18 protein-coding genes, 1 tRNA gene and 1 pseudogene are annotated in these 24,713 nt (G+C 32.9%); 12 read left to right on the plus strand and 8 right to left on the minus strand.

Going from position 1 to position 24,713, the window contains the following annotated elements; translation table 11 throughout:
- Window positions 1-16 precede the first annotated feature (16 nt).
- Window positions 17-2,026, plus strand: coding sequence for a fumarate reductase/succinate dehydrogenase flavoprotein subunit (locus BUE95_RS04705; RefSeq protein WP_073581899.1), 2,010 nt, complete (start codon window positions 17-19; stop codon window positions 2,024-2,026).
- 6 nt (window positions 2,027-2,032) lie between these two features.
- Entirely contained in the window at window positions 2,033-2,794 is a 762-nt protein-coding gene (locus BUE95_RS04710; protein WP_073581901.1) for a succinate dehydrogenase/fumarate reductase iron-sulfur subunit, read from the plus strand.
- Window positions 2,795-2,993: 199 nt separating this feature from the next.
- Here the strand turns inward: BUE95_RS04710 and BUE95_RS04715 are convergent, their stop codons facing one another.
- Entirely contained in the window at window positions 2,994-4,199 is a 1,206-nt protein-coding gene (locus BUE95_RS04715) for a hypothetical protein (protein ID WP_073581903.1), read from the minus strand.
- Window positions 4,200-4,253: 54 nt separating this feature from the next.
- On the opposite strand from BUE95_RS04715, the gene BUE95_RS04720 reads away from it, so the two are divergent.
- Window positions 4,254-5,018, plus strand: coding sequence for a nitrilase family protein (locus BUE95_RS04720; protein WP_073581905.1), 765 nt, complete (start codon window positions 4,254-4,256; stop codon window positions 5,016-5,018).
- On the opposite strand, the gene BUE95_RS04725 is transcribed toward BUE95_RS04720, so the two are convergent.
- On the minus strand, window positions 5,010-6,614 hold the full coding sequence (locus BUE95_RS04725) for an Ig-like domain-containing domain (protein WP_073581907.1): 1,605 nt from the start codon (window positions 6,612-6,614) through the stop codon (window positions 5,010-5,012). The genes BUE95_RS04720 and BUE95_RS04725 overlap by 9 nt on opposite strands.
- Before the next feature lie 68 nt (window positions 6,615-6,682).
- The gene (locus BUE95_RS04730) at window positions 6,683-7,342 is read right to left on the minus strand and encodes a ComF family protein (protein ID WP_234977624.1); all 660 of its coding nucleotides are present in this window, start codon (window positions 7,340-7,342) and stop codon (window positions 6,683-6,685) included.
- A 112-nt stretch (window positions 7,343-7,454) separates the two neighbouring features.
- On the opposite strand from BUE95_RS04730, the gene BUE95_RS04735 reads away from it, so the two are divergent.
- The gene (locus BUE95_RS04735; protein ID WP_143165225.1) at window positions 7,455-8,174 is read left to right on the plus strand and encodes a hypothetical protein; all 720 of its coding nucleotides are present in this window, start codon (window positions 7,455-7,457) and stop codon (window positions 8,172-8,174) included.
- A 61-nt stretch (window positions 8,175-8,235) separates the two neighbouring features.
- Window positions 8,236-9,777, plus strand: coding sequence for a glycine--tRNA ligase (locus tag BUE95_RS04740; protein ID WP_073581913.1), 1,542 nt, complete (start codon window positions 8,236-8,238; stop codon window positions 9,775-9,777).
- A gap of 279 nt (window positions 9,778-10,056) precedes the next feature.
- Here BUE95_RS04740 and thiL read toward each other — a convergent pair whose 3' ends face one another.
- Window positions 10,057-11,103 (minus strand): thiamine-phosphate kinase, encoded by a 1,047-nt coding sequence (gene thiL / locus BUE95_RS04745; RefSeq protein ID WP_073581915.1) that lies wholly within the window; start codon window positions 11,101-11,103, stop codon window positions 10,057-10,059.
- 98 nt (window positions 11,104-11,201) lie between these two features.
- Window positions 11,202-11,678 (minus strand): regulatory protein RecX, encoded by a 477-nt coding sequence (locus BUE95_RS04750; protein ID WP_234977625.1) that lies wholly within the window; start codon window positions 11,676-11,678, stop codon window positions 11,202-11,204.
- Between the two features lie 94 nt (window positions 11,679-11,772).
- Here BUE95_RS04750 and BUE95_RS04755 point away from each other — a divergent pair, with 94 nt between their 5' ends.
- On the plus strand, window positions 11,773-13,161 hold the full coding sequence (locus BUE95_RS04755) for a dipeptidase (RefSeq protein WP_073581917.1): 1,389 nt from the start codon (window positions 11,773-11,775) through the stop codon (window positions 13,159-13,161).
- Between the two features lie 223 nt (window positions 13,162-13,384).
- On the opposite strand, the gene BUE95_RS04760 is transcribed toward BUE95_RS04755, so the two are convergent.
- A tRNA-Leu gene (locus BUE95_RS04760) sits at window positions 13,385-13,464 on the minus strand.
- A 166-nt stretch (window positions 13,465-13,630) separates the two neighbouring features.
- On the opposite strand from BUE95_RS04760, the gene BUE95_RS04765 reads away from it, so the two are divergent.
- The 3 genes from BUE95_RS04765 (at window position 13,631) to pth (ending at window position 15,930) form a co-directional block, all read left to right on the plus strand.
- Entirely contained in the window at window positions 13,631-14,572 is a 942-nt protein-coding gene (locus BUE95_RS04765; RefSeq protein ID WP_073581919.1) for a ribose-phosphate pyrophosphokinase, read from the plus strand.
- 46 nt (window positions 14,573-14,618) lie between these two features.
- Window positions 14,619-15,221 carry a 50S ribosomal protein L25/general stress protein Ctc gene (locus BUE95_RS04770; protein WP_073581921.1) on the plus strand — a complete coding sequence of 201 codons (603 nt, stop codon included), beginning with the start codon at window positions 14,619-14,621 and terminating at the stop codon, window positions 15,219-15,221.
- A 91-nt stretch (window positions 15,222-15,312) separates the two neighbouring features.
- A complete protein-coding gene (pth, locus tag BUE95_RS04775; RefSeq protein WP_143165226.1) occupies window positions 15,313-15,930 on the plus strand; it encodes an aminoacyl-tRNA hydrolase in 618 nt (205 codons plus the stop codon).
- A 46-nt stretch (window positions 15,931-15,976) separates the two neighbouring features.
- On the opposite strand, the gene BUE95_RS04780 is transcribed toward pth, so the two are convergent.
- Complete coding sequence (locus tag BUE95_RS04780) at window positions 15,977-18,817, minus strand: zinc-dependent metalloprotease (protein ID WP_073581923.1); 2,841 nt, start codon at window positions 18,815-18,817, stop codon at window positions 15,977-15,979.
- 85 nt (window positions 18,818-18,902) lie between these two features.
- Window positions 18,903-19,746, minus strand: a pseudogene (locus BUE95_RS04785) (IS982 family transposase).
- Window positions 19,747-20,264: 518 nt separating this feature from the next.
- Between BUE95_RS04785 and BUE95_RS13630 the strand changes: the two are divergent.
- The 3 genes from BUE95_RS13630 (at window position 20,265) to BUE95_RS04800 (ending at window position 24,630) form a co-directional block, all read left to right on the plus strand.
- Entirely contained in the window at window positions 20,265-22,334 is a 2,070-nt protein-coding gene (locus BUE95_RS13630; RefSeq protein ID WP_073581925.1) for a T9SS type A sorting domain-containing protein, read from the plus strand.
- A 69-nt stretch (window positions 22,335-22,403) separates the two neighbouring features.
- The gene (locus BUE95_RS04795; protein ID WP_073582450.1) at window positions 22,404-23,348 is read left to right on the plus strand and encodes a bifunctional riboflavin kinase/FAD synthetase; all 945 of its coding nucleotides are present in this window, start codon (window positions 22,404-22,406) and stop codon (window positions 23,346-23,348) included.
- Window positions 23,329-24,630 (plus strand): HTTM domain-containing protein, encoded by a 1,302-nt coding sequence (locus BUE95_RS04800; protein ID WP_073581927.1) that lies wholly within the window; start codon window positions 23,329-23,331, stop codon window positions 24,628-24,630. The genes BUE95_RS04795 and BUE95_RS04800 overlap by 20 nt, the downstream gene beginning before the upstream one ends.
- The last annotated feature ends 83 nt before the right edge of the window (window positions 24,631-24,713 follow it).

The raw sequence follows: 24,713 nt of genomic DNA on the forward strand, positions 1-24,713 counted from the left end.
AACATCAGTATATATTATGAAGTTAGATTCTAAAATACCAGCAGGTCCATTAAAAGATAAATGGACCGATCATAAAAATCACTTGAAATTAGTTGCTCCGAATAATAGACCAAAAATCGATATTATTGTTGTGGGAACTGGTTTAGCAGGAGCTTCTGCTGCTGCTTCTCTTGGAGAGATGGGGTATAATGTAAAAGCATTCTGTTTTCAAGATTCACCTCGTCGTGCGCACTCTATTGCAGCTCAAGGAGGTATTAATGCCGCAAAGAATTATCAAAATGATGGTGATAGTGTTTACCGTCTTTTCTACGATACAATTAAAGGAGGTGATTACCGTGCACGTGAAGCAAACGTCCACCGTTTAGCAGAAGTATCTACCAATATAATTGATCAATGTGTGGCTCAAGGTGTTCCTTTTGCACGTGAATATGGTGGAATGCTTGACAATCGTTCGTTTGGTGGAACTCAAGTACAACGTACTTTTTATGCTGCTGGACAAACAGGACAACAATTATTATTAGGAGCCTATTCTGCTTTATCGAGACAAATTGGTTTAGGCCGTGTAAAAATGTACAGCCGACACGAAATGTTAGAATTGGTTAAAATTGACGGTAAGGCTCGAGGAATTATTGCACGTGATTTAGTTACAGGAGAAATTGAAAGACATTCTGCTCATGCTGTTGTTATTGCATCAGGGGGTTATGGTAATGTGTATTTTCTTTCCACAAATGCTATGGGAAGTAATGTAACTGCTGCTTGGAAAATTCACAAACAAGGAGCTTTGTTTGCTAATCCATGTTTCGTTCAAATTCACCCAACTTGTATCCCTGTTCATGGAACAAATCAAGCTAAATTGACTTTAATGTCTGAGTCGTTACGTAACTCTGGGCGTATATGGGTTCCAAAGAAGAAAGAAGATGCAGAAGCAATCAGAGCGGGTAAATTAAAACCAACACAAATTGCAGAAGAGGATAGAGATTACTTCTTAGAGAGAAGATATCCAGCATTTGGTAACTTAGTACCACGTGACGTTGCTTCGAGAGCAGCTAAAGAGCGTTGTGATGCCGGTTATGGAATTGAAGCTAATGATACTAATGAAGGTGTTTATTTAGATTTTTCTACTGAAATTCAAAATAAAGGAAAGCAAGCAGCATATGCTAAAGGAAATCATAATCCAACACCAGAAGAAATTACTAAATTAGGTAAAGCTTGGTTGGAAGAGAAATACGGTAACTTGTTTACAATGTATCAAAAAATTACCGATGAGAATCCCTATGAAACACCAATGAAAATTTATCCAGCAGTTCACTATACTATGGGTGGTGTTTGGGTAGATTACAACTTACAGTCAACAATTCCGGGATGTTTCGTAGCAGGAGAGGCAAACTTCTCAGATCACGGAGCTAACCGTTTAGGGGCTTCAGCTTTAATGCAAGGTTTAGCGGATGGTTATTTTGTATTACCATATACGATCTCTAATTATTTAGCTGACGAAATTAGAACAGGAAAAATTTCTACGGATTCTCCAGAGTTTGCAGAAGCAGAATCAAGAGTTAAAGATTCCATTAGTAAATTTTTGAACAATAATGGTTCTAAATCCGTTGATTATTTCCATAAAAAATTAGGTTTGATCATGTGGAATAAGGTTGGAATGGCTAGAAATGAAGCAGGTTTAAAAGAAGCTATTTCTGAAATTGCTCAATTAAAGGAGGATTTCTTTAAAGATGTTTATGTTCCAGGTACTAATGAAGAATTGAACCCTCAGTTAGAAAAAGCTTTAAGAGTTGCTGATTTAATTGAGTTGGGTCAACTTATGGCTATGGATGCTTTGCAACGTAATGAGTCTTGTGGAGGTCACTTCCGTGAAGAGTATCAAGATGCAGAGGGTGAAACATTGCGTGATGATGACAACTTTAAATTTGTTGGTGCCTGGGAATACAAAGGTGACGATATTACAAAAGAAGAACTTCACAAAGAAGAATTAGTATACGAAGAAATCAAAATTGCAGCTAGAAATTACAAATAATAGATTATGAGTGCAGCAAAAAATATCAATATAACACTTAAAATTTGGCGTCAGAAGAACGCTAATGCTAAAGGAAGCATGGAAACTTATAAATTGGATAATGTTTCTACTGCGAGTTCGTTTTTGGAAATGTTAGACCAATTAAACGAACAATTAATTAACGAGAAGAAAGAACCAGTAGCATTTGACCACGATTGTCGTGAAGGAATTTGTGGTATGTGTTCTTTATATATCAATGGACGTGCTCATGGACCAGACAGTGGTATTACTACTTGTCAATTACACATGAGAATGTTCAAAGATGGTGACACTATTTATATTGAACCGTGGAGAAGTAAAGCCTTTCCAGTAGTAAAAGACTTAGTGGTAGATAGAAGTGCTTTTGATAGAATCCAACAAGCTGGAGGTTTTGTATCGGTAAATACTTCTGGTAATACTATTGATGCGAACTCCATTCCAATTCCTAAAGACGATGCTGATAAAGCGTTTATGGCGGCAGCTTGTATTGGATGTGGGGCTTGTGTAGCAACATGTAAAAATGGTTCGGCTATGTTGTTCGTTGGGGCTAAAGTATCACAGTATGCTTTATTGCCACAAGGTAAAGTAGAAGCTACACAACGTGTTTTAAACATGGTACGTCAAATGGATGAAGAAGGATTCGGAAATTGTACGAATACAGGTGCATGTGAAATCGAATGCCCGAAGGGAATTTCGTTAGAAAACATTGCTCGTATGAACAGAGAGTATTTGAAAGCTTCTTTGAAGTAATCATCTTTTTACTTACAAAGTTTTAAAATAATGTCTTATTTTAAAAAGTTACGAATCTCTAAAAGGATTACTAGCTTTAGAGTAAAAATAAAAAAAACCAGTGATATTTTCTTTCACTGGTTTTTTTATAAAATTATTTCTTGTATTTAAACTGAGATGTAGTTTTAGTATGGATTCAAGCAACTCATAATTATTTTTATTAGAATAACTTGTATGATGCTAAAATAGAGATAGCGTTCATCTCACTCAGGCTTAATGTCTTTATAGGGGTATAGTTTAATGAGAAATAATATTTCTCATTATAGCTGTAGCCTATTCCAAAACGAAGAGCCATAGGTATTGATTCTTCTGCATTTTTTGACACAATCAAAGGGGATGAATAATTTATATCAGGATAAAATGTTCTGTCATTTGTTTTCTTTAGATAGGCAATGAAACTGTAAGAACCATCTACGTATATCCTAGACTTATCGTTGATGTAAAAATACTTTCGGATTCCAACAGGTATCTCAATGTATGCATAATTATCTTTTATTTCAATAGTTCCATTGTAACCGCCATATATGTCTGTTCTTCTCTCTGATTCCTCATGATTTTGTTGTTGGTAATTTGGTGCTAAGAAAACAGACCATTTGTTGTGGTTAAATGGGAGTAAAAATTCACTTTCAAATCCAAAAATAGCATTGATTGATGAAGTTTTATAATATAAAGGTCTGCCTCTCCAATTATCAAAAAATATCTTGTGTTCTATATTGTTAAAATTTAAACCTGTTGTAACTTTAAAATTAAACTTTGATTTAGTATTATTGTTTTCAAAAGATTTGTAGTCTAAATTTTGACATTCAAGATGTTTTTTGATATAATTTACTAATTCTTTTCTTTCATATTTAAGTTGACGAATGTTGATTTTATTTTTATCACATTTTAAATTGTCAAATATTTCCTTTCTGAAAGCAAAATCCTCCTGAATTCTATTTTTACTTTGGTATTTTTTATAAACTAGTTGTTTTATTGAATTTTCTTTCTCATAAAGAAAAATATTTCTATTATATTCATATAAACTAACACTTCCCTCGACTAAAACTCTTAATAGAGTGTTGTGATTTTTAATGTTTTCAGACTCTTCTTTATGGTTCTCATCTACCGTAAAAGTAAATTTTTTGTAGTAATGTTTGGTGTCATAAATTTGAAAAGCTTTTAAGTCATTTGCAGATATTTTTAGAATATCTGATGAGTCGGTTGTTTTATATTCTATTTCGTTAGGAATATTAAGCCAATCCTTGTTTTTTATTAAACATTCTATTTTAATATTATCATTTTTTATAAAGTAGCCTTTTTCGAACTTTATTTGCGATGAAATGTTTAGGCTATAGAGTAAAATAAATATTAATAAGATTTTTTTCATTTTTATTATTTTAATCAAAAATACTTTTTTAAATTTAATATTAAAATAAAAGTAATGAGAATAGCACTTTTTCAAACCAAATTATCTTGGGAGAACCCTGGAACCAATCGAAAATTCATTGAAGAATATTTCTTAAATGAAGATGAATTATTTGATTTGTTTGTTTTGCCAGAAATGTTTACTACGGGTTTCACTATGAATCCTTCTGCTGTAGCAGAATCTATGGAGGGCGATACGTTGATTTGGTTAAAAGGGTTGGCAAAAAAGAAAAGTTGTGCTATAACAGGGAGTTTAGTTATCAAAGAAAATGATAATTATTATAATCGAATGGTTTTTGTTTTTCCATCTGGAGCAGTACAGTTTTACGACAAAAGGCACCTTTTTACCTTAGCTGGCGAAGATAAAGTTTACACTAGAGGAACCGAAAAACTAATTGTAAACTATAACAATTGGAATATTTGTTTACAGATTTGCTATGATTTGCGTTTTCCGGTTTTTGTAAGAAATGTAGAAAATTATGATTTATTGCTCTATGTTGCCAATTGGCCAAAACCTAGGATTAACGCTTGGGATATCCTTTTAAAAGCTCGGGCCATAGAAAATATGTGTTACCTTGTTGGTGTTAATAGATTAGGAGCAGATGCAAATGATTTGGAATATCCTGGTCATTCAAAAGCGGTTGACTTTTTAGGAAATAGTCTGGTAGATTGTGAAAGTGAACTTGGTGTTTTTGTCTTTGAAATTGACAAAAAATCACTAGAAGAAACGCGTCAAAAGTTAAATTTTTTAAGTGATAGGGATGATTTTTCATTAATCTAAACCAAACTCCTGTTCTACATCCCAGTTAGCTCTAATGTCTATTTCTTTTGGGAAGTAAATAATTTCTTCGGCTTGTTTTTTTGCTAAATAATTTCCTGTATCCCAAACACCGTTCGAATTATCGTCATAGACAACACGTAAAGTGTATTGTCTTGGCTCTATGGTTTCAAAAATCATGGTAGTTTCTTTTTCGGATTTTTGACTATACATGACTTCTCCCTTGTTGTCTAAAACTTCTAAAATTAATGGGAATCGTTTTGCTCCAATTAGTGTCACTTTTAAATTTCCATAATCTGAAATTAAACGAGTGCCAAAGTCGAATTTCAAAGAGTCATTTTCTTTGTTGTAAAAGTCATTTATAGCTCCAGGAAGTAGCTCTAATGTGTATTTTTCGTCTTCTTCTTTTTGGAAATCAAAAGCAATTTCTTGATTAAATTCGTCGTATTTTGAATTAAATTTTACCAGTGTTGAGTCTTTCTTTCGAATCAGTATTTTTGATTCATCAATTGTGTTTAATGGGGTCTTTGTTTTTAAAACAAAAGGATCTCTAAAGGATAAAACATTTCCGCTTTTATTGCTAATAGAAAGCGAATCCGCTTCTTTAAGGTCTTTTATTTTAGTAAAAAAAGTTTTACTATATTTTGCATTTACTACAGAAATTTCTATTGAATCTCTAACTTCTAATGGGAAAAAAAGTTGCAAACTATCTTTGTTTTTTTCTGGAAACTTAGTTGTTCGTATTGGAATTTCCTTGCCATTACTCTTTCCGCTTACTTTAGTGTTTTTTGCATCACCTGAATATCCTAAGAAAAGTTTGTTATTAGTTTCTTGCGTAGGCTTTTCTGCTTTGAACTCGGGTTTTTCTAAGAACAATTCTAATTCGTAGACAGTGTTTGTTGGAGTGGTTATGGTTTCATTAAGAAAAGCAATTTTGTCGTTTTTAGGATCAAATTTATTGTTGTTGGCCTTGTCTTTTAAAGCAATGATCTGATATTCACCTTGTTTAAGATTTTCAAGGGAAAACACTTTTAAACTGTCTAATGTGTTGGTTACGTATAGAGGTGTCTCTTTGTAAATTGTTGAGTCGGTAAATGTTTTAGCATCATAAAGTAATATAGAAACAAAATTATCCGGTTTTAGAGCGTATGCATCCTTTATTTTACCGGCAATAGTTAATGAGTCTATGTAATTCCCCGTTGAGAATACATACTTAAATTGTGAGTAAGGATTACCTTCATTGTTATCGGTAATGCTTTGCCCAAAATTGAAACTGTAAGTGGTGTTTTCTTGAAGAGTGTCTGTTATCTTTATGGAAATGAACTTACTTGCACTGCCTTGAGGAACGATTAAAGGGGTGTTTTTTAAAGGCGGTGAAATTATTAACTGCTTGTTGATGTCCTTTATTTTTATTAATTCATCAAAGTTGATTTTAATTTCACTTCCTTTGAAGTTAGTACTAAAATTTTTTGGATAGCTGCTAATGATTTTTGGAGCAATAGTGTCTTTAAAGCCTCCCGTTATGGTTCCTCTTTTTGCGCAATTTGTAAAAGTTATCGACAGTAATACAGTAAAGAAGGTATATTTTAATTTTATCATTTTTTATAAATAAAAGAAATACAAAATAACAACTATAATTGGTGCAAACATACAAATTTTAGTAAATTTTATGAATCTGAATAAGCAATTGTAATAATACTGATTTTGCTATTTGGTATTTTTAAAAGTGTTTTAGCACAAGCTTCTAAAGTGGCACCAGAAGTAATAACATCATCGACAAGGAGAAAATGTTTTTTTTCTTCAGTGTAGCAATGAGAGATTTCAAAAATTGCGTTTGAAATATTGTTTCGTTCTGTTTTGTTTTTTTTAGTCTGTGTTTTGGAATACGAATTTCGGTGAAGAAGTTCTTCGTTGAATTTAACTTGAAGATTTTCGGCAAGGGATTGACAAAAAGTGGTAATTTGATTGTATCCTCTTTCTTTAAATCTTTTTTTGTGTAACGGAACAGGAATAATATCGGTCACATCTTTCAATTCTTCTACGTGCTTAATCTCATGACTGTACCAGTCTCCTAGTAAAGTTCCAATTTCTTGGCAGTTTTTGTATTTGAGGTTGTGAATCAGGTTTTGAACAATGCCGTCTTTGTGAAAATAAAGCATAGCGCTACAGAATTCGGTAGGGATAATTCCGTAGAATTTTTTAAAAGTACTATTGTTTTTTATTAAATGATGTTGCGTAAGCGGGAGTTTGTGTCTGCACTCAGCACAAATAATGACTTCGTTATAAAGCAAAAGAGCATCACATCCTTTACATGTTTTGGGAAACATTAAGTTTAGCAGATTTTTAAGCATTTTATCGATTTAAAAATTTTACTTTTACAAACTTTGATAAATTTACGCAATAAATAAAATATTTATGGTAATCAAAAAAAATAAAGTAATGAAAATAAGCATCTTTGTTTTGATGTTGTTGTTGCTGTTCTCTTTTTTGAAATACTATAAAGTTTCAAATGATTATCACGAATATGCTGAAAATTCAGAACTCGAAATCAAATTATTAGAAAGTCAATTAGATGAAATTCTTTACAAATATGATTCTTTAAGTTTGATTTCCAACCAATATGAAAAATCAGAAAGTGTTGTCTTTAATTCTAAAGAACAGGTTTTAGATAAAAATTTTGTTAAACAGGAGGCTAGAAGTTTGGAAGAATTTGAAAAAAGAGATATTTCCAATTCCGAGTCAGTTAGAACAAAGTTTAAAAAGTCTAGCTTAAGTGGTTTGATAGCTAGTAATGTAGACGCTAAAGGTGTTAAGATTTATTCTGATGTTTACAGTAAAAGTAATGCGAAGATTCAACAGCTAAGAGTTTGTTATACCTTAATGAGCAATCAACTGGTGAGTACAGGTTCAAAGAAAATTTACATACAAGTTGTTAATCCTGAGAATCAAATTATTTCCAAAGGGGATCTTTCTTTAAGCTCTTTAGATGGTAGTTTATTTAAATACAGTGCTTTTTCTGAAGTTGATTATAATAACCAAGATTTAGATGTTTGTGCATATGTTGATTTAGAAGATTTTAAAACAATCAAAGGGTTGTACAAAATCAATATTTATAACGATTTTTTAAAAATTGGCACTACAACATTCGAATATCGCTAGATATTCACTTTTATTCTTCAATTTCTTTTCATTATTTCATTCCTATTTTTACTTTTGCACTATGGCAAAACAAGATGATATTTTCAAAAATGTAGTTTCGCATGCAAAAGAGTACGGATTTATATTTCCGTCAAGCGAAATTTACGATGGTTTAAGTGCGGTTTATGACTATGCACAAAATGGTGTGGAGTTAAAAAAGAACATTCGTGAATATTGGTGGCAATCTATGGTGCAAATGCACGAAAATATTGTAGGATTAGACGCTGCAATTTTGATGCATCCAACCACTTGGAAAGCTTCAGGTCACGTTGATGCTTTTAATGATCCATTAATTGATAACAAAGATTCTAAAAAAAGATACCGTGCCGATGTTTTAATTGAGGATTATGCCGAAAAATTAAATCAAAAAGCACAAAAAGAAATCGACAAAGCTCGGGAACGTTTTGGTGCTTCATTTGATGAAGAACAATACAAAACAACCAATCCACGTGTGATGGAATATTTGTCTAAAAAGAAGGAAATTCTGGAAAGAATGGCACGTTCTTTAGAGACAGAAAACCTTGCCGATGTAAAAGCCTTAATCGAAGAATTAGAAATTGCTTGTCCAGAAAGCGGTTCTAAAAACTGGACGGATGTAAAGCAATTCAACTTAATGTTCGGAACTAAATTAGGCGCTTCTGCTGAAAATGCAATGGATTTATATCTTCGTCCCGAAACGGCTCAAGGGATTTTCGTAAACTTCTTAAACGTTCAAAAAACAGGTCGTATGAAAATTCCTTTTGGAATTGCTCAAACGGGTAAAGCGTTTAGAAACGAAATCGTGGCGAGACAATTTATCTTTCGTATGCGCGAATTTGAACAAATGGAAATGCAGTTTTTCGTAAAACCAGGTGAAGAAATGAAATGGTACGAATACTGGAAAACGACACGTTTGAATTGGCATTTATCGCTTGGATTAGGGAAATCAAACTACCGTTTCCACGACCACGAGAAGTTAGCGCATTATGCAAACGCTGCTGCAGATATCGAATTCAATTTCCCATTCGGATTCAAAGAATTAGAAGGAATTCACTCGAGAACCGATTTCGATTTGAAAGCGCACGAACAATATTCAGGTAAAAAATTACAATATTTTGATAACGATACCAATTCAAACTACACACCTTATGTAGTGGAAACTTCGGTTGGTTTAGACAGAATGTTCTTGGCGGTTTTCTCAAACTCGTTACAAGAAGAAGTGTTAGAAGACGGTTCTACAAGAACAGTTTTACGTTTACCTTCGGTATTAGCGCCAACAAAAGCGGCCGTTTTACCATTAGTAAAAAAAGACGGTTTACCAGAAGTAGCTCGTAAAATTATCGATGATTTAAAATGGGATTTCAACGTTGCGTATGACGAAAAAGACGCCGTAGGAAGACGTTACAGAAGACAAGATGCTTTAGGAACGCCATTTTGTATCACGGTAGATCATCAGACATTAGAAGATGAAACGGTAACCATCCGTCACAGAGATACAATGCAGCAAGATAGAGTGAAAATTTCTGAATTACGCGATATCATTAACAATGAGGTTTCGATGCGAAACTGGTTGATGAAAATGTAGTCGAGGAGTAAAAAGTAAAAAGCTCAAAGTAAAAAGTAAAATCCCAAACTTCAATTGAAGTTTGGGATTTTTATATTTTTTGAACTATTGGTTTTCACCAGTGTCATTTCGAGTGTTTTGTATTTGGAAAGCCTTAGGTTTACAAATACAAAATGTATCGAGAACTAATGAAAACAAATCGTTGCTACAGTTCTCGATACAATTTTACAAAGCAAAAATTAGCACTTTTACTTTATAAAATCACTCGAAGTGACGTTTGAGTTAATTCGTTTCTATTTTCTACTCACTCAGAGCATTCCAACCTCTTGCTTTCAATTCAATCTTAGTATTTGCTCTAGTGATTAAATGATTTCCTTCTGTAGCCGCGACCATGTGTCCGATTACTGTGAAGTTTGGATTGCCTTTGATTTTATCAAAATCTTCCATTTTAATCGTGAAAAGCAATTCGTAATCTTCGCCACCGCTTAACGCAACAGTTGTAATGTCCAAATTAAATTCTTCACATACATTAATCAATTGAGGATCTACAGGAATTTTCTCTTCGTATAAATTACATCCTACATTACTTTGTTTGCATAAATGTAAAATTTCGGACGATAAACCGTCTGAAATATCTATCATAGATGTTGGCTTGATTTCTAGTTTTTTTAGTAATTCTTTAATGTCGTTACGCGCTTCTGGTTTTAATTGACGTTCGATTAAATAGGTGTAATCATCTAAAACTGGTTGGTTATTTGGATTCACTTGAAACACTTGTTTTTCGCGTTCCAAAACTTGTAATCCCATGTAAGCCGCACCAATATCTCCAGATACTACTAATAAATCGTTTTCTTTTGCACCATTTCTGTATACGATATCTTCTAAATTTGCTTCTCCAATAGCGGTAATGCTAATAATTAATCCTTTTTGTGAAGAAGTCGTATCGCCACCAATGACATCTACATTGTAAATTTTTGACGCTAACGTTACACCTTCAAACAATTCTTCTAAAGCTTCCAGGGGAAAACGATTCGAAACCGCTATTGAAACGGTAATTTGCGTAGGTGTTGCGTTCATCGCGCAAATATCAGATACATTGGCAACAACGGCTTTGTATCCTAAATGTTTTAACGGCATGTACGCCAAATCAAAATGAACACCTTCCACTAATAAATCGGTTGAAATTACCGCTTTTTTATCGCCAAAATTCAATACTGCTGCATCGTCTCCAATACTTTTTAGCGTAGATTCTTGATTAATTGTAAAGTTTTTAGTTAAGTGTTCGATTAAACCAAATTCGCCTAATTGCGATAGATTGGTTCTTGATTGGTCTTTATTTTCTAGCATGGAATATTTTTTTACAAAGATAAGGTTAATGTGTCAATTTGACGATATGCCAATGCGTCAATTATTTTAATTGCCGTATAGCCACTTTAGCTCATTGGCTAATTGTTCAATTCATTCAACTTATCATAAATCAAATGTGTTTCATAGCCTTTGCGAAGCAGAAAATCGACGAACTTTTTGTTCTTTTTTGGGCCTTTTCGTTCGGTGATGTTGTTCCAATGTTTTTCGGCCAATTTATGGAAATTTTCTAAATAGTTTTCTTCGGAAATTTCTTTTAAAGCGCTGGTGATGATGCGAGAGGAGATGTTTCTAAATTTTAATTCGTTTACAATGCGGTTTTTACCCCAAAATTTATAGTTGTGTTTGCCGCGAACAAAACTTTGTGCAAAACGTTCTTCGTTAATGAAATTATGTTCTATCAGATAGGTAAGGATTTCTTCTTTTTCTGAAAGGTTTAATGAAAACGAATACAATTTTTCTTCTACCTCTTTGTAACACCGCTCCTGATAAGCACAGTAGTATTCCAGTTTTGATTGGATTTCCTTTTTTGTAAATTGGTTTTTCTCTGCTTTCAAAGGATTTGTTTTTATCGTTTCGTATTATAAGTAACAAATTTATTAATTTGATTTGAACATTTTTTGTATTTTTGAATTTTATCAAAAAAACACAATGGATAATATAAGACAGTACGTTCAAGAAAATAAAGAGCGTTTTTTAAACGAGTTAATCGAACTTTTAAAAATACCATCAGTAAGTGCCGATAGTGCTTATGCTCATGATGTAGTACTAACAGCTGAAGCAGTTAAAGCAAGCTTAGAGAAAGCAGGTTGCGATTTTGTAGAGCTATGTGAGACGCCTGGTTATCCAATCGTTTATGGAGAAAAAATTATCGATAAAAATCTACCAACGGTTTTAGTATATGGTCATTATGACGTACAGCCACCAGATCCAATTGAGTTGTGGACTTCACCTCCTTTTGAACCAGTAATTAAAACAACAGAAATTCATCCAGAGGGTGCTATTTTTGCACGCGGCGCATGTGATGATAAAGGGCAAATGTATATGCATGTAAAAGCGTTTGAATATATGATTCAAAACAATTGTTTGCCTTGTAATGTGAAATTCATGATAGAAGGTGAGGAGGAAGTTGGTTCTAAAAGTTTAGGTTGGTTTGTGGAGCGAAATCAAGAAAAATTAGCCAATGATGTTATTTTGATTTCTGATACAGGTATGATTTCGAATCAACAGCCTTCTATTACAACTGGTCTAAGGGGGTTGAGTTATGTTGAAGTAGAGGTAACAGGTCCGAATAGAGATTTGCATTCAGGTTTATATGGCGGAGCTGTAGCTAATCCTATAAATGTGCTTGCTAAAATGATTGCATCGCTTCATGATGAAAATAATCATATCACTATTCCTGGGTTTTATGATAAAGTTGAGGAACTTTCAGTTGAAGAAAGAGCTGAAATGGCAAAGGCACCTTTTTCGTTAGAAAAGTACAAAAAAGCTCTTGACATTGAAGATGTTCACGGAGAGGTAGGTTATGTTACCAACGAAAGAAATTCGATTCGTCCAACTTTAGATGTTAATGGAATTTGGGGTGGATATACTGGTGAAGGAGCTAAGACTGTTATTGCGAGTAAAGCATATGCTAAAATTTCAATGCGTTTGGTTCCAAATCAAGATTGGGAAGAAATTACAGAATTATTTAAAAAGCATTTTGAGAGTATCGCTCCAAAATCAGTTAGAGTGCTTGTAAAACCACATCATGGAGGACAAGGGTATGTAACGCCAATTGATAGTGTGGGTTATAAGGCAGCCAACAAGGCTTATACAGAGACTTTTGGTGTTCCAGCAATTCCTGTTCGTTCAGGAGGAAGTATACCTATAGTTGCCTTATTTGAAAAAGAATTGAAGTCGAAAACAATTTTAATGGGATTTGGTCTGGATAGTGATGCGATTCATTCACCAAATGAACATTTTGGAGTATTTAATTATTTGAAAGGAATTGAGACTATTCCTTTATTCTATAAATATTTTGTAGAAATGAGTAAGTAAAATTTATCCCAACTTCATGTTGGGATTTTTTTTAGGGAATTCAATATGTATTTTGGAAATTTCCCAATAAAATTTTAAGCTTCTTTTTTGAATTTCAAAATAGGTCACCTAATTGGACACCTTGCGAATGCTATTTCTTGAACAATTTGGAGGGATTGAAAATGAAAAAACCCCTTAAATCGTATGATTTAAGGGGTTTTGGATGATTTTGTAGTTAAAATCGTACCCGGAGTGGGAATCGAACCCACACACCTAAGTACACGAGTTTGAGTCGTGCGCGTCTACCAATTCCGCCATCCGGGCAATGGAATATGATGTTTCTATCATTAAGTGGGTGCAAATGTAAAAAATATTTCTTCAAATCATAAAAAAATAGTTAAAAATATGCTTTCGAAGTTCAATTTTATTTCTAAATTTGCACCTCGTTTATACGACACAACACTAACTAACTACTAAACAATAAATTAACATGCTGTATCAAGAACCAGAAGCAAAAATTTTTGCATGTTCTCAAAGTGTGTATTTAGCTGAACAGATTGCTGAAAAGTATGGAGTTCCGCTAGGTAAGATTACGTTCTCTAAATATAGTGATGGCGAATTTCAGCCTTCTTTTGAGGAATCAATCAGAGGATTACGCGTTTTTCTTGTTTGTTCCACTTTTCCAAGTTCGGATAATTTAATGGAATTGTTGTTGATGATTGATGCAGCAAAAAGAGCATCAGCGCGTCATATTACTGCGGTTATTCCTTATTTTGGATGGGCAAGGCAAGATAGAAAAGATAAGCCAAGAGTGCCGATAGGAGCAAAATTAGTTGCTAAATTATTAGAAACTGCTGGAGCAACTCGAATTATGACTATGGATTTACATGCGGATCAAATTCAAGGGTTCTTTGAAAAGCCAGTAGATCATTTGTTTGCTTCTACGATTTTTTTGCCTTATGTGAGAAGTTTAAATTTAGAAAATTTAACTATTGCATCTCCTGACATGGGTGGGTCAAAAAGAGCATATGCGTATTCTAAGTTTTTAGAATCGGATGTAGTTGTTTGTTATAAGCAAAGAAAAAAAGCCAATGTGATCGACACAATGGAGTTAATAGGTGAAGTAAAAGGTAGAAATGTTATCCTAGTGGATGATATGATTGATACAGGCGGAACGTTAGCTAAAGCTGCTGATGTTATGATGGAAAAAGGAGCTTTAAGTGTAAGAGCGATCTGTACCCATCCTATTTTATCAGGAGAAGCATACGAAAAAATTGAAAATTCGCAATTACTAGAGTTAATTGTTACCGATTCCATTCCACTACGAAAAGAGTCGAAAAAAATAAAAGTTGTAAGTTGTGCGCCATTATTTGCAGAAGTTATGCACATGGTTCAAAACAACAACTCTATCAGTGGGAAATTTTTGATGTAATCAAGAACCACTTTAATAAGTATTTATTAATTATATATATTTTACAATGAAATCAATTACGATTAAAGGATCAGAAAGAGAAAACGTAGGTAAAAAGGCAACTAAAGCCGTACGTGATGCTGGAATGGTTCCTTGCGTTATCTACGGAGGAAATCAACCAGTTCATTTTGTTGCAGACGAAAGAGCATTTAAAGATTTGGTTTACACTCCAAACGCGCACACAGTTGTAGTTGAGTTAAACGGAACATCTTACAATGTTATTATGCAAGATATTCAGTTCCACCCAGTTTCTGATAAAATTTTACACATTGACTTCTTCCAGTTAAGTGATGACAAAGAAATCATTATGGAAGTACCAGTTAAAGTTACAGGAACTTCTCCAGGGGTATTATTAGGAGGTGTTTTACGTTTGAACCAACGTCGTTTAAAAGTAAAAGCTTTACCTAAATTCTTACCTGACTTTGTTGAAGCTAACATTTCAGAATTACAAATGGGGAATAAATTGTATGTTACTAAAATTGAAACTAACAATTTTAAATTAATGCACCCAGATAATACTGTAGTTTGTCAAGTGAGAATTTCTCGTGCGGCAATGAAAGCAGCTCAAGAAGCAGCAAAAGCAGAAAAAGGAGCAAAAAAGAAAAAATAATTTCTTTTCAATCTATACAAAAGAAGCATCAGTTTTTACTGGTGCTTTTTTTATGCTTTTCAGTATCTAAACTTTGCATTACTTTTGCAAAATGAATTGGCTATCAAATCTATTTAAGAAACAAAAACAAGAGCGTTTACCCATGAAGAAATTCTTAATCGTAGGGCTAGGAAATATTGGCTCAGAATATGCAAATACACGACACAATATCGGATTTAAAGTTTTGGATTATTTAGCTAAGAAGGAAGGAATTTCTTTTCAAACCGTAAAATTGGGTGAAATAGCTGAACTAAAAATAAAAGGAAGAACTTTGTTATTGTTAAAGCCAAATACTTATATGAATTTAAGTGGAAAAGCCGTGAAATATTGGTTGGAAAAAGAGAATATTGAAAAAGAGAATCTATTGGTGATTACCGACGATTTGAATTTAGCTTTTGGAACCATCCGAATCAAAACCAAAGGAAGCGATGGGGGTCATAACGGACTTAAAAACATTCAATTGTTATTAAATACAACCGAGTATCCTCGTTTTAGATTTGGCATCAGTGATGCCTTTAAAAAAGGACAGCAAGTGGATTATGTATTAGGGGAGTGGGATTTAGAAGAAAAAGAAAAATTAAAAGAACGACTTGAAGTTAGTTCAGAAATTATAAGATCTTTTGTTTTAGCGGGTTTAAATAATACAATGAATGCTTATAATGGTAAATAAAATAGGGAAGCTTAGCTTCCCTATTTTTCTATAATGATGTTTTTAATTATTGAATTACAATCTTTTTTACTTCTTTTTTAGCGCCATCTTGAACTGTGACAAGATAAATTCCGGATTGAACATTTTTAAGTTCTAAAGATTCATTAAATAATCCATTATTTGAGTATGATTTTTGATACACTTCTCTTCCTCTAATATCGTGGACATTGACTTTGATTTCATTGTTAGAATCTGAATTAAACTCAATGTTAAAACTTCCATTATTTGGATTTGGATATATAGAAAAGTTGGATAAACCAAATGATTCAGAAGATAATACAGCAACATTTTCTGATCTACATAATTGAATAGTGAAAGAGTTAAATCTTGCTGCTGTAACATTTGAATCTACAACTGCGTCTTTAAAATATATTAGCCAATTACCAGCGCTATTATTTCCATTGTAACCATTTATGTTAGTACTTGAAAATGGAATAAAGGAACCTCCATCGTTAGTTGTTGCACAATTAACAGGTGAGCCACTAACATCAAACCATTTGTCCATGTTTGGTTGAGTACAACTTACATTGTTAAACCACAAAGCAGTGTTTAGTTGTGTTTGCCAAGGCGCTAGAATTAACAGATTGAATTGACCTATACTAGGATGCGTTACGTTTGCTTTAAAATTTGCATCTGTAATTGTATAAGCGTCTGTTATGCTTAATGAAATACCTGGATAGCTACTTCCATCACTTTCAGTGATGGGTTGATTTAAATTGAAAGGATAGTCTGTACATACGCTTTGTGCTTGATATGTGTAATTTCCAACGGCGAAAGATTTACTAATATTGAAGAAAATATTCGCACTTGCCTTAATTTTGAATCTGCAATCACTACCAGAAATTCCTGCAGGAAGTGTTACAGATTGCGATCCATCATTAGGTGTGTTTGATACAAGGGTATATGGAAAAGTTTGACCACCGTCATTAGAAAATAAAATATCTACTGTAGATGCTCCAGCTATTGTTTGGTGGCCCGTAGTTGAATTTGTTGTTCCTGTCCAAGTTACATTATGTGTTGATGCGACTGGGTAGACATTCGTATTTGAAGTTGCAGGATATGAAACAGTCAAAGCGTCTTTGTTTCCAACTGTAATTGTTGTGCTAGCAAAGTTTGTTAATCCACCACCTCCAACAGTAGAATTGTCTCTAACTGTTAATCTGAAATTAAGTGATCTCGCTACAGATGGTAAGATTTCAACTGGTATCTCAGCTCCTGAGGTACTTAGTGAACCATTTAAAATTGATTCAAGTCTAGGGAATGTTCTTGAAGGGTTAGATGTTGGGGGGTATGATCTGAAAATTGGACCTGATGTTTTTGTGCTGGCAGGTACACAATCATTATCTCCAGTTGGGTTTGCATTAGAAATATTACATAGGCTGCTATCTCCAAAGGCGTCATTATACTGTTCCCAACAATAAGTAAGTGTTCCTCCACCTGTATCTGTTGCAGAGCCGGTCAAAGTAAAAGGCGTGCTTACAGGAATAGTGAAATTTCCACCACTATTAACAACGGGTGCACCATGAGTTAGAGGTGTCTCCACATCACATGTTTTAGTAGCCATATTTGTTTGAACTTGAGCTATGCTACCAGCATGAAAATAATCGTCTGAAAAATTCTGAACGTCTTTACTGGTAATGCCAGCATATCCCATAATTGTAGAACCAGAACCAGGTTCGTAGTTGACATTGTTGTCTTCTGATGAGTGAGAGAAAGTATGATTGGCTCCTAGTTGGTGCCCAATTTCATGTGCAACAAAATCAACATCAAAACTATCTCCAGCAGGAATGCCATTAGATGGTGATGTAAATGCAGAACCTTTATTTCTGTCTGACGTAGAAGCGGTATCGTTAACGCAAATACAACCGATGCAACCTGCATTACCACCACCACCTGATGCTCCAAATAAATGGCCAATATCATAAGCCGCATTATTAGCAGCTAAACTTGTTGAAGAGCCTGTTAAATTGTTACTTAAATTGTTTTGTAATTCTAAATTCCACGCACCTTCTGATCCAATGTCTCCATCTGAATATGGATCTGTTGCAGGATTATAGTAAATAACATTTGTACTAGCGGCAATAATATTCATGTGAATGGCAAAATCTCTGTTGTTTATTCCATTTACACGAGTCATAGTGTTATTAAAAGCGGTTAAGACTAAAGCACTTTGTGACGGACTTGTCGCCCCGAAATAATTCGCGTACTCAGCTGTACATGAAAGCGCGATGCGAAATGTTCTTAGATTGGGGTCGCTACTTAAAACGGTGTTGTCAAGTGATCTTCCTAATTCATTTATTAATTCTTGTTCTTGAATAGTTGAACATGTAAAAGGGGTTTTTTTATTGACGTTTTTCTTACTGTAGACAGCAAATATTTTGGCATCAGGTGTATAAGTTTCAATGAATTCAGTGGATTTTTGTGATCTAAAAATCATTGTTTGAAAAGACTTTTCTCCAAAACTTAATCTAACCTGAGCTGATTTGTCATCTATACCATTTCCTGCATAAGCCCTTATGTTTGGGTAGGCTGCTTGTAATTCCGTATCGAAATTTGAAGCTTCAAACATTTCAAAACGTTCTAGTTTTCCTTCCGAATTTGGAATGGTGATTACAATACCTCTTGAGCCTATTTCTTTTCTGTCAGGAGCATTTAATAAAGTTTGTTTGATTAGTTCTAGATTTAACTGAAATAATCTAAATTCGTTTGGAAAGTTTTCTCGTGTAACATTAGGGTGTTTCTCTAAGTTACCATTGTCAGAAACTTCTTTCCAGAACTTATCGTTTTGAGCATTAGTTGAACTAACTACTAAAAACAAAATAAATAAGAATTGTAAAGTTTTTTTCATTTTGGTTATAATTTAATAGATAACAAATATAATAAAAAACACTTAGTGATGAAAAAATGTTATAAATTTAACCCGTTGGGTGAAATTAAATGATTTGAATTTTGATATTATTAATTGGTCTGTCAAAGATAAATTTATTGATATATTGCACTAATGTTAGAGAGGTTATTTTTGCTAAAATTCTAGTTTTAAAACCTTCAAAAGATTTGGCATAATTTCTTCTAATCATGAATTGATCGCATAATTGAGAAAATAAAGTTTCAATTCTTTTTCTTGATTTTCTAAATATATAAGGTTGTTGTTTATAGTCTTTTTGGTTTGATCTTTTTGGTGTTTCTAACCTAACTTTAACTGTTTGAAATAAATCTAGCTGAATACTTTCAGATAAATGACCTCTGTCTCCAAGAAGCACACAATCAGACATTTGTTGCTTTATGTTTTTCAAGAAATGTATATCGTGAACTTCTGCTTTTGTGATATCCAATGAGTGAAAAATACCAGTTGTTTTGTGAGGCACAAAATCCTTTTGACGGAGCGCTTTCAAATTCTTCTTTACAGATTTTTATTCTACTATGACGAGAAAATTTACATATTTCAAGCGGCATGCTATCAACAATAAAATAATCTTCGAATTCCAAAAATTCTTTAGCTAATTTGGTTCTAATTTCTTCTGAAAATAAAAACAATTTTCTTCTTCTTTTATTGAACTGACTTCGCTCAATTAAATTTGGAATTTCAGCTTGATTTAGCTGCTTAAACAATGAATTTTCACTGTCAATAGACATGAATTCAGCTGTTAGACTCAAAGCAACAACCTCTAAATCAGACATTTTTTACTTTCTTCCAACTCCTGATTTATAAATTAACTCACAATTCAAAGAACTTATAACTTCTAAAACTCTTAAATAATTTTTTACTATATTTGACATAGATATTGTTTTGTTTGGCGACATCAAGGTACTGAATTTCAGTATCTTGAACAATATCTAAACCATTTTTTTTCACTAAATTCTCTTTTTTTTCTCTCAAATAATTACACCCAACGGGTTACGATACTTTTAGGAGATAATTAAAACGCCATTAAAATACAGATTTATCGTGTTTTGATAGTAAATTTATTGCTTGTAGTAATTCAAAAAACTCAAAAGGAGTTGGGCGTTTTCAAACCTAGTTAGTTTTTGTAAAATTTATCTTTTTAATTACATTCAACTAATAAAATATTTATAAAACCCAGAAAAAGACTGTAAAATAGTAAAATCAGAAGTAGAGCAATTATCATTTTTTTAATGCTTGATTTTTGAAAATTGCTTTAAAAAAAGTCCGGTTTGAATTTTTATTGTACATAAAAAAATATTTTTTTAACACAAATTTGACAAAAAAAGCATATTAATTTAACAACTTAGATAATTTTATTTAAATTTGAATTATTAAACCTTAAAATATAGAAATGAAAAAAATTACTTTTATTTTATTTTCTTTTTGTTTTTTATTGTCAAATGTGACTGTTGGGCAGGTAAAAAAGAAAGTAATGCAATTTGGAAAAGAAATTTCTCCAAAAAACATAAATTCGGATGGATATATTAGATGTTTGACAGACGAGTATGAAGAATATTTACAGTCTATTGACCCTAAAAGAGCGTCAAGAGCAAAATTTGAAGCATGGTTAGCTCCTTTAGTAGAAGAACAAAAGCAATTACAGCAAGTAGCGTCTCAATCTGGGGGTATTGTCTACATACCTGTTGTAGTGCATGTTATTCATAATGGAGATGCTTATGGAACAAACGAAAACATTACAGACGAACAAGTTCAGTCTCAAATAACAGTAATGACTCAGGATTTTAGAAGAATGAGTGGTACCCCAGGATTTAATACGAATCCTGTTGGAGCGGATACACAAATTGAATTTGTTTTAGCAAAAGTTGATCCTAATGGGAACCCAACAAATGGTATTAATAGAGTGAATTTATGTGAAGCTTCTTGGTCAACCGCAGATATTGATGCAGTTGTTAAACCTTCAACTATTTGGGATGCAACTCAATATATGAACATGTGGTCTGTTAACTTCTCGAATGGAAGTTTGTTAGGATATGCACAATTTCCAAGTAACTCTGGATTATCTGGATTGAATACAAGTGGCGGGGCAGCCACTACCGATGGTGTTGTTGCGGGATATCGCTTTTTTGGTAGCTCTTCATTAGCTCCGGGAGGAAATTATGGTGCTCCATATGATAAAGGAAGAACAATGACTCATGAAGTGGGTCACTTTTTAGGATTACGACATATTTGGGGTGATGGTGATTGTACTGCGGATGATTTCTGTGCCGATACGCCAAATGCTGGAGCTGCAAATGAAGGATGTCCTACTATAGATTCTTGTCCTGGTGGAGGAAATGACATGGTTCAAAACTATATGGATTATACAAATGATACTTGTATGAATATATTCACATTAGACCAAAAAGCTCGTATCGTAGCAGTAATGAATAACTCCCCAAGAAGAGCATCTTTAAAGACCTCTACAAAGAATATTGCAATACCTTTATTTGCAAATGATGCAGAAGTAAAAATTGAAAATTCGTGTAGTACAGTTGAACCAACTTGTGATGCGCCCAATCCAACATCACCTGCTAAAAGGGTATTGTTGTATAATAGAGGGACATCTAATTTAACTTCAGCCACCTTAAATTATAATATGAATGGAGGTACAAGTTATAATCAGAACTGGACGGGTAATTTAGCGCCTAATAGATATGCAGTAGTGACCTTAACTAATTCAACAGGCAATGGTACTTTGAATGTTTCTGTTACTATAGCAAATGGCGTGGCAGATCAAAGAAGTTCAAACAATACTGCATCCAAAACATTTGGCACAACTGCATCTTTAGCTTATGCAAATGCTACATCTTTCACGTTTAATTTATTTGGAGATTCTTTTGGATCTGAAACCACCTGGACATTAAAAAATCAAGCTGGAACAACATTATACAGTGGAGGGCCATATACAGACCAACAAGGTGGAGGGACATATCAATATGTTACAAATCAGGTGTGGAATTTACCAGCGAATGGATGTTACTATTTGTCAGTTAATGACTCTTATGGTGATGGTTTATTTGATGGGGTTGGTCAAGGGTATTATACTGTTACTGCTGGCGCAAGCACTGTAGTGAATGTTACAGATTTTGTTGCTAGTGGAAATCCTGATTTTACATTTATATCAAGAGAAAGTTATTTTACAAATAATGCAGCACTTTCTACAGATGATTTTGGGTTATTAGATAATGTTAATTTGTATCCTAATCCTTCTAATGATAACTTTACAATTAATCTTCCAGTTGATATTGAAAGAAAAGGTACTGTTGAGATTTATAACAGTATTGGACAACAAATTACTGTTAAATCAATTCAATCAGATGCTGATTTAAATGTAAATGTGTCTAGTTTGTCAAATGGGGTTTATTTTTTAAAGCTTAATTTTGCTGGATCGACTAAAACAATGAAATTTATCAAAAATTAATTTTTTAATTTTATTACTTAAAAAGGATTGAACTTGTTCAATCCTTTTTATTTTTGTAAAAATTTAATTTTGAAAGTCTACAATTCCATATCTGCATTTCATTCTTTAACGAAAACGGTTATTACCTTAGGAACTTTTGATGGGGTTCATGTGGGACATCAATCTATCATTGAAAAGTTAAAGGCTTGCTCTTTTGGTTGTAATTATGAAAGCGTAGTGTTGACCTTTTTTCCTCACCCACGAATGGTTTTACAACAAGACGTCTCAATTCAACTATTGAATACGATAGATGAAAAAGCGCTATTGTTAGATAGATTTGGGGTCGATAATCTTATTGTTCATCCATTTGACGAAGCTTTTTCTAATTTGTCTGCTGAGGAATTTGTGAGACAAATTTTAGTAGATAAGTTAAATGTTTACAAGATCATCATTGGATATGATCATCGTTTTGGAAAAAACAGAACAGCTGATATTAACGATTTGGTTTTATTTGGAAAAAAATATGGCTTTGAAGTAGAACAAATTGGAGCTCACGAAATAGATGAAATAGCAATTAGTTCCACTAAAATACGAAGTGCTTTAAGCGATGGAAATATCACTTTAGCGAATCAGTTTTTGGGGTATGCTTACTTTATTTCTGGAGAAGTAATTGAAGGAAAAAAGATTGGGAGAACTATTGGGTTTCCAACGGCTAATATTCAAATAAGTGAAGATTATAAGCTACTGCCCAAAAAAGGAGTCTATGTTGTAGCTGCTAAAATCAAAAGTACTTTGTTTTTTGGTATGATGAATATTGGGACTAATCCAACAGTTGGGATAAATGAACAGTCAATTGAGGTGCATTTTTTTGATTTCAATAGTGATATATACAAAGAGCGTTTAGAAATCTCAATTTTAGAATATGTAAGAGGAGAACAAAAATTTGAGTCACTCGAACTTTTACAACAACAGTTGGAAAAAGACAAGGTGTTTTCGCTTGAATTTATTAGGAGCAATGAGTCAAATTTTATTTAAAAGAATCGATAATAGTCCATTAATAATTTTTCGAATTTTTTTTGGATTTCTTGTTGCATGTGAAAGTTTTGGAGCCATTTTCACGGGTTGGGTTAAGCGTGTTTTTATAGATCCTCAGTTTACGTTTTCTTTTATAGGTTTGGAGTGGTTACAACCATTGCCGGGATTAGGGATGTATTTGTATTTTGTGTTAATGGGTTTTCTGGGGATTTCAATAATGCTGGGTTATCGTTATAGATTTGCAATTATTTCTTATACTTTGCTTTGGGCTGGGGTTTATTTTATGCAAAAATCATCCTATAATAATCATTATTATTTGTTATTGATTATTAGTTTTTATATGATTTTTCTCCCTGCAAATCAATACCAGTCTCTTGATGTTAAGCAAAAAAGAGTTCAAGAAAGTTATTCTATGCCTAAATGGATAAGTTTGCTCTTTATTTTCCAGATTGGAATAGTTTATTTGTTTGCGGCTTTAGCAAAACTGTATCCAGATTGGCTCAACGGTAGTTTTACAAAGAACCTGCTATTGGGAACTACAACAAATCCTTTTTTTATAGAAATTTTTTCTCAAAAATGGTTTTATCTTTTTATAGCTTATGCTGGAATTTTTTTCGATTTGCTTATAGTTCCGCTTCTATTGTTTAAAAAGACAAGAACTTTGGCTTTATTAGTTTCTTTGATTTTTCATTTGTTTAATGCTGTTTTTTTGCAGATAGGCATCTTTCCATTTTTTGCATTAAGTTTTGCACTTTTCTTTTACGATTCTAGTAGCGTAAAACAACTTTTTTTTAAGAGAAAACCAACAGAAGAAATGTTTTCTGAGTTTAGCGTTTTAAATTCTAGAATTTTGGTCTACACTATATTTATTCCATTTTTGTTTGTTCAGCTACTATTTCCTTTGCGACATTATTTAATTGATGGTGATGTGCTTTGGACAGAAGAAGGACATCGATTAAGCTGGAGAATGATGCTAAGAGAACGTAATGGTTATATTATAATTAAAATAAAAGATGCAGTTACAGGGAAAGATGCAGTGTATAATTATCATAAGAATTTGACTCAAAAGCAAATCAATAATTTAGCTACAAAACCCGATTTTATTTGGCAATATTGTCAGCGAATAAAAAAAGAGTACGAGAATCAACAAATTAGTATTTTTATTGATTGTAAGAACAGTATTAATCGTGGTGAGTATAAAACGCTTATCGATCCCAAACAAGATTTTGTTACTGCAGAGTGGGATTATTTTTGGCACAACAAATGGATTGTTCTTCACTAATTTTGAGGATCATCAAATTTGAAAGTTGATGGCTTTTGTTAAGAATGGAAATGTTAATCTTTTTTTTCAAATGATTTAAAGTT

This window comes from Flavobacterium cucumis (assembly GCF_900148835.1).
Classification (GTDB): Bacteria; Bacteroidota; Bacteroidia; order Flavobacteriales; family Flavobacteriaceae; genus Flavobacterium; species Flavobacterium cucumis.